Genomic DNA, 6,563 nt, shown 5'->3' with positions numbered 1-6,563 from the left:
GCCCCGCTCCGAGCCCCGCGCCCGCCACCCCGCCCGACACCTGGCGCACAGCACCCGGCACCCCGCCACCAGGCACCCCGCGCCCGCCACCCACGCGACCGTCGAACCGCCTCTCCCCGTCCCCGCAGGTCAGGCGCATTGTCAGTGCCCGGGTGCAGGATGGACGCATGGTCAGCTCCGCCCACCCGGCCCTCGACGGCTTCTCCCCCGCGACCCGCGGCTGGTTCACGGGGGCGTTCTCCGCGCCCACCGCCGCCCAGGCGGGCGCGTGGCAGGCCATCCGCGCGGGTTCGGACGTGCTGGTGGTCGCCCCGACGGGCTCCGGCAAGACGCTGGCCGCGTTCCTGGCCGCGCTCGACCAGCTGGCCTCGACGCCCCTGCCGGCCGACCCGAAGAAGCGCTGCCGTGTGCTGTACGTGTCGCCGCTGAAGGCGCTGGCCGTCGACGTGGAGCGCAACCTGCGCAGCCCACTGACCGGCATCCGCCAGGAGTCCGTCCGTCTCGGCCTGCCCGAGCCGGAGGTGAAGGTCGGAATCCGCTCCGGCGACACCCCGCCCGCGGAGCGGCGCGCGCTGTCCACGCGCCCGCCGGACATCCTGATCACCACCCCGGAGTCGCTGTTCCTGATGCTGACGTCGGCCACGCGGGACGCGCTGGCGGGCGTGGAGACGGTGATCCTGGACGAGGTGCACGCGGTGGCGGGCACCAAGCGGGGCGCGCATCTCGCGCTGTCCCTGGAGCGACTGGACGAACTGCTGCCGAAACCGGCCCGCCGCATCGGCCTGTCGGCCACGGTCCGCCCGGTCGACGAGGTGGCCCGCTATCTGTCCCCGCGCGGCAAGGTGGAGATCGTCCAGCCGGAGTCCGGCAAGGAGTTCGACCTGTCGGTGGTCGTCCCGGTGGAGGACCTCGGCGAGCTGGGCGGCTCGCCGGTGGCCGACGGCGGTGAGGGCGCCGAGCGGCCGTCGATCTGGCCGCACGTGGAGGAGCGGATCACCGATCTGGTGCAGGCGCACCGCTCCACGATCGTGTTCGCGAACTCGCGCCGACTGGCCGAGCGGCTGTGCAACCGGCTGAACGAGATCGCGTACGAGCGGGCCACCGGGGAGACGCTGGACGAGCATCACTCACCCGCCGAGCTGATGGGGGGCTCGGGCGCGGCCCAGGGCGCCCCGCCCGTGATCGCGCGCGCCCACCACGGGTCGGTCTCCAAGGAGCAGCGTGCCCTGGTCGAGGAGGATCTGAAGGCCGGGCGGCTGCCCGCGGTGGTCGCCACGTCCAGCCTGGAGCTGGGCATCGACATGGGCGCCGTCGATCTCGTCGTGCAGGTGGAGTCGCCGCCGTCGGTCGCCTCGGGCCTACAGCGCGTGGGCCGGGCCGGGCACCAGGTGGGCGCGGTCTCCACAGGCGTGGTGTTCCCGAAGTACCGCGGCGACCTGGTGCAGGCGGCGGTGGTGACGGAGCGGATGCGCACCGGCTCGATCGAGTCGCTGAGGGTGCCGGCGAACCCGCTGGACGTGCTCGCGCAGCAGCTCGTGGCGATGACGGCGATGGACACCTGGCAGTTCGACGACCTGCTGGCCGTGGTGCGCCGCGCGGCGCCGTTCGCGTCGCTGCCGGAGTCGGCGTTCACGGCGGTGCTGGACATGCTCGCGGGCCGCTACCCGTCGGACGCGTTCGCCGAGCTGCGCCCGCGTGTGGTGTGGGACCGGGTCGCCGGCACGATCACCGGCCGTCCCGGCGCCCAGCGGCTGGCAGTCACCTCGGGCGGCACGATCCCCGACCGGGGCCTGTTCGGGGTGTTCCTCGCCGGCGCGGACCCGAAGAAGGGCGGCGGCCGGGTCGGTGAGCTGGACGAGGAGATGGTGTACGAGTCGCGGGTAGGCGATGTGTTCACCCTCGGCACCAGTTCCTGGCGCATCGAGGACATCACCCGCGACCGTGTCCTGGTGTCGCCCGCGCCGGGTGTGCCGGGCCGGCTGCCGTTCTGGAAGGGCGACCAGCTGGGCCGCCCGCTGGAGCTGGGCCGGGCGGTCGGCGCGTTCCTGCGGGAGATCGGCTCCCTGTCGGCGGAGGACGCCAGGCTGCGGCTGCTGACGGCGGGCCTGGACGCCTGGGCCGCGGACAACGTGCTGTCGTATCTGTCGGAGCAGCGCGAGGCCTGCGGCCATGTCCCCGACGACCGCACGATCGTGGTGGAGCGGTTCCGTGACGAGCTGGGCGACTGGCGGGTGGTGATCCACTCCCCGTTCGGCGCCCAGGTGCACGCCCCGTGGGCGCTCGCGCTCGGCGCCCGCCTGTCGGAGCGGTACGGCATGGACGCCCAGGTGATGCACGCCGACGACGGCATCGTGCTGCGGCTGCCCGACGCCGATCTGATGGGCCTGGACCTGCTGGACCAGGAGCCGGGCCGGGCGGGCACGGAGTACGACGCCGACCGGGCTCCGGTCGGCGCGGCGGACGTCGTGTTCGACAAGGGCGAGGTCGACCAGGTCGTCACCGACCAGGTCGGCGGCTCCGCCCTGTTCGCGTCGCGGTTCCGTGAGTGCGCGGCACGCGCGCTGCTGCTGCCGCGCCGCAACCCCGGCAGGCGCACCCCGCTGTGGCAGCAGCGGCAGCGGGCGGCGCAGCTGCTGGAGGTGGCGAGCGAGTTCGGGTCGTTCCCGATCGTGCTGGAGGCGGTCCGCGAATGCCTCCAGGACGTGTTCGACGTGCCCGGCCTGGTCGAGCTGATGGGCGACCTGGAGTCCCGCAAGGTGCGCCTGGTGGAAGTGACCACCCCGGAGCCGTCCCCGTTCGCCCGTTCCCTGCTGTTCGGGTACGTCGCCCAGTTCCTGTACGAGGGTGACTCGCCGCTCGCCGAGCGCCGGGCGGCGGCGCTGTCGCTGGACTCGCGGCTGCTGGCGGAGCTGCTGGGCCAGGCGGAGCTGCGGGAGCTGCTCGACGCGGAGGTGCTGGCGGAGCTGGAGCGGGAGCTGCAGTGGCTGACCGAGGACCGCCGGGTGAAGGACGCGGAGGGCGTCGCCGACCTGCTGCGGCTGCTCGGCCCGCTGACCGACGCGGAGCTGGCCGAGCGGGGCGCCGAACCGCAGTGGGCCGGGGAGCTGGCCGCCGCCCGCCGCGCCATCCGGGTGCGGATCGCGGGCGCCGACCACTGGGCGGCGATCGAGGACGCGGGCCGACTGCGTGACGCTCTGGGCACGGCGCTCCCGGTGGGCGTGCCGGAGGCGTTCACGGAACCGGTGAAGGACCCGCTGGGCGATCTGCTCGCCCGGTACGCCCGCACGCACGGCCCGTTCACATCGGCCACGGCCGCCGCCCGTTTCGGTCTGGGCGTCGCGGTCACGGAGGGCGCGTTGCAGCGGCTCGCCGCGGCGGGCCGGGTGGTGCAGGGCGAGTTCCATCCGGCGGGCATCGGCCAGGAGTGGTGCGACGCGGCCGTGCTGCGCCGGCTGCGGCGCCGGTCGCTCGCAGCGCTGCGGCACGAACTGGAGCCGGTGCCGCCGTCGGCGCTCGCCCAGTTCCTGCCCCAGTGGCAGCACGTCGGTCCGGGCCACTCCCTGCCCGGCGTCGACGGACTCGTGCGTGCCGTGGAGCAGTTGCAGGGCGCGTCGGTTCCGGCGTCGGCTCTGGAGAAGCTGGTCCTGCCGTCCCGGGTGCGGGACTACCACCCGGCGATGCTCGACGAACTGACCGCCGCGGGCGAGCTGGTGTGGGCGGGCGCGGGCTCGCTGCCCGGCAAGGACGGGTGGGTGTCGCTGTATCTCGCGGACACGGCGCCCCTGTTGCTGCCGCCCCCGCACCCGCTGGAGCTGACGGCCCTGCACCAGTCCGTCCTCGACGCGCTGTCCGGGGGCTACGGTCTGTTCTTCCGTCAGATCGCCGAGCAGGTCCGTGCCACGACACATCCCGAGGCGTCCGACCCGCAACTCGTCGACGCGCTGTGGGATCTGGCGTGGTCCGGGCGGCTCACCAACGACACCCTCGCACCGATGCGAGCGCTGCTCGGCTCGGGCCGTACGGCGGGGTCGACCGCGCACCGCGCCAAGCGGGCCGTGCCGCGCGGCCGTTACGGCTCACTCAGCGCCGCCCGGCCGGCCTCGCGCAGCGGCCCCCCGACAGTCGCCGGACGCTGGTCGCTGCTGCCGGAGAGGGAGTCCGACACGACCGTGCGGGCGCACGCGCAGGCCCGCGCGCTGCTGGACCGGCACGGTGTGGTGACCCGGGGCGCGGTGGCGGCGGAGGGCGTCGAGGGCGGTTTCTCGGCGACGTACCGCATCCTGTCCGCGTTCGAGGAGAGCGGGCAGGCGCGGCGCGGTTATGTGGTGGAGGGTCTGGGTGCCGCCCAGTTCGCGATGGACGGCGCGGTCGACCGGCTGCGTGCGGTGGCCAACGCGCGCGAACGCGGCGACGGCGGACCCCTCCCGGCGGGCTCCTCGGGCGCGTCCGGCGACCGTCGGCCGTCGTCTGCGGGTCCCCCGTTCGACGGATTCCCCGGACCGGACGGCTCCGGTTTCGCCGAGATCCCCGACTTCCCCGACTTCGACTACCCCGCCGAAACGGACGGCACCGGCGGCCCGGGCGGCGTGCGCGGTCTGGACGCGCCGGGCGCGGGCGGCCCCCGGGGCGGCGGGCCGTCCGACGGTTGGGAGGGCGACGGGCACGACGGCGGCCTGAGAGACGCGAGCACCTACGGCGGCCCACGAGGGGGCCTTACGGACACAGGACGGGCCGGTTCCCGCATCCCGTACGGCACGGGTTTCGCCGACAGGCGCGGCCGTACGCCGTCCCCGTCCTCGCGGGCGGTGGTGCTGGCGGCGGCAGACCCGGCCAACGCGTACGGCGCCGCCCTGCCCTGGCCGGAGCCGCCGACGGGCGCGAGCCACAAGCCGGGCCGCAAGGCGGGCTCCCTGGTGGTGCTGGTCGACGGCGAGCTGACGCTGTACATGGAGCGCGGCGGCAAGACCCTGCTGGCCTGGCCGGAGGCCCCCGGTGCCGAGCCCGCCGACGATCCACGTCTGACGGCCGCCGCCCAGGCCCTCGCCGAAGCGGCCCGCGCGGGCACGCTCGGCACGGTCACCGTGGAACGCGTCAACGGCACCCCGGCCCTGACCTCCGCCCTCGGCGCCCTTCTGGAGGGGGCGGGGTTCATCGCCACACCTCGCGGCCTGCGGCTCAGGGCGTGACGCCGCGCGGGAGACGGCTCTCGCCCGGCGCCCCGGCCTGCGCTCGCGAGCCCCCCGCGCCCGCGCCCCCGGAGGCCCGAGCCCGCACCGGCCGGGCACCTCCGCCCCGCGTGCGGACCCTCGCCCTGCGCCCCACCCGCCTCCGGACCCACCGCCCAGGGCCCCGCCGGGTCTCCGGGCGACCGCCCGTCCGCGCCCGGGTCCCGGTCCCGGCGTCCGCCCGCGCCGGGTGCGTGCCACCCTTGACGCATGCCCGAAGGTGACACGGTCTGGCAGGCCACGCGACGGCTGCACGCCGCCCTCGCGGGCAAGGTGCTGGTCCTGAGCGACCTGCGGGTGCCCCGGTACGCCACGGTGGACCTGACCGGCCGCGCCGTGCTGGACGTGACACCGCGCGGCAAACATCTGCTGACCCGTATCGAGGGCGGCCTGACGCTGCACTCGCATCTGAAGATGGACGGGACGTGGCGGGTGTTCGAGCCGGGGCAGCGCTTCACGGGCGGCGCCGCGCATCAGATCCGCGTGATCCTCGGCACCGAGGACCGCACGGCCGTCGGCTACCGTCTGCCGGTGCTCGACCTGCTGCGGACGGAGGACGAGAACCGTGTCGTCGGCCATCTCGGCCCCGATCTGCTGGGCCCGGACTGGAACGCCGAGCGCGCCCTCGAGAACCTCCTCCAGGATCCCGGCCGGGAGCTGGGCGAGGCCCTGCTGGACCAGCGCAATCTGGCCGGAATCGGCAACGTCTACAAGAGCGAGCTGTGTTTCCTGCTGGGCGTCACCCCGTGGCTCCCCGTCGGTGCGCTGCCCGCCGAGCGCGCCGCGCACCTGCCCGCGCTCGCCGAGAAGCTCCTCACCGCGAACCGGGACCGCCCGATCCGCAACACCACGGGCCTGCGCCGCCCCGACCTGTTCGTGTACGGCCGTGCGGGCCGCCCCTGTCTGCGCTGCCGCACCCCGGTCCGGGTCGCCGAGCAGGGCGACGGCAGCCGGGAGCGGCCCACGTACTGGTGCCCGCGCTGTCAGAAGGGCCCCGCCCCCAAAGGCACGACCCGCCGCGGCACGGGCTGAGCCGCCCTCCGGGGCCCGGCCGGTGACACAGCTGCTGCTCTCGGGCATAGGCGATCTTCGAGGTCTGGGCTGAGCCGCCCTCCGGACCCGGCCGGTGACACAGGCAGGGCGCTGCTCGCGCACTGACGACCGCCGCCGCCCAGGACCCCAGCACACGCACTGACGGCCCGCCCCCGGTCAGGACCTCGATACGAGCGTGACGGGCCCGCCGCCGCTCAGCACCGCGACACAAGCACTGCCGACCCGCCGCCGGTCAACCCGGAGATCGGCAACGCACCGCCGCTCCCCCTCACTCCACCACCGCCC

2 protein-coding genes are annotated in these 6,563 nt (G+C 75.2%); both read left to right on the top strand.

The window, feature by feature from the left end:
* Positions 1-167: 167 nt before the first annotated feature.
* Positions 168-5,186, top strand: coding sequence for an ATP-dependent helicase (locus tag MTQ10_RS26210; protein WP_247472632.1), 5,019 nt, complete (start codon positions 168-170; stop codon positions 5,184-5,186).
* A gap of 249 nt (positions 5,187-5,435) precedes the next feature.
* Positions 5,436-6,257 (top strand): Fpg/Nei family DNA glycosylase, encoded by an 822-nt coding sequence (locus MTQ10_RS26205; protein WP_247472631.1) that lies wholly within the window; start codon positions 5,436-5,438, stop codon positions 6,255-6,257.
* Positions 6,258-6,563 lie beyond the last annotated feature (306 nt).

It is taken from the genome of Streptomyces sp. XM83C (assembly GCF_023072675.1).
Taxonomy (GTDB): Bacteria; Actinomycetota; Actinomycetes; order Streptomycetales; family Streptomycetaceae; genus Streptomyces; species Streptomyces thermocoprophilus.
This window is presented reverse-complemented; position numbering and strand designations above follow the sequence as displayed.

Coding starts and splice junctions, on each gene's coding strand:
- MTQ10_RS26210 (WP_247472632.1), top strand. CDS start 168: ATGGTCAGCTCCGCCCACCCGGCCCTCGACGGCTTCTCCCCCGCGACC.
- MTQ10_RS26205 (WP_247472631.1), top strand. CDS start 5,436: ATGCCCGAAGGTGACACGGTCTGGCAGGCCACGCGACGGCTGCACGCC.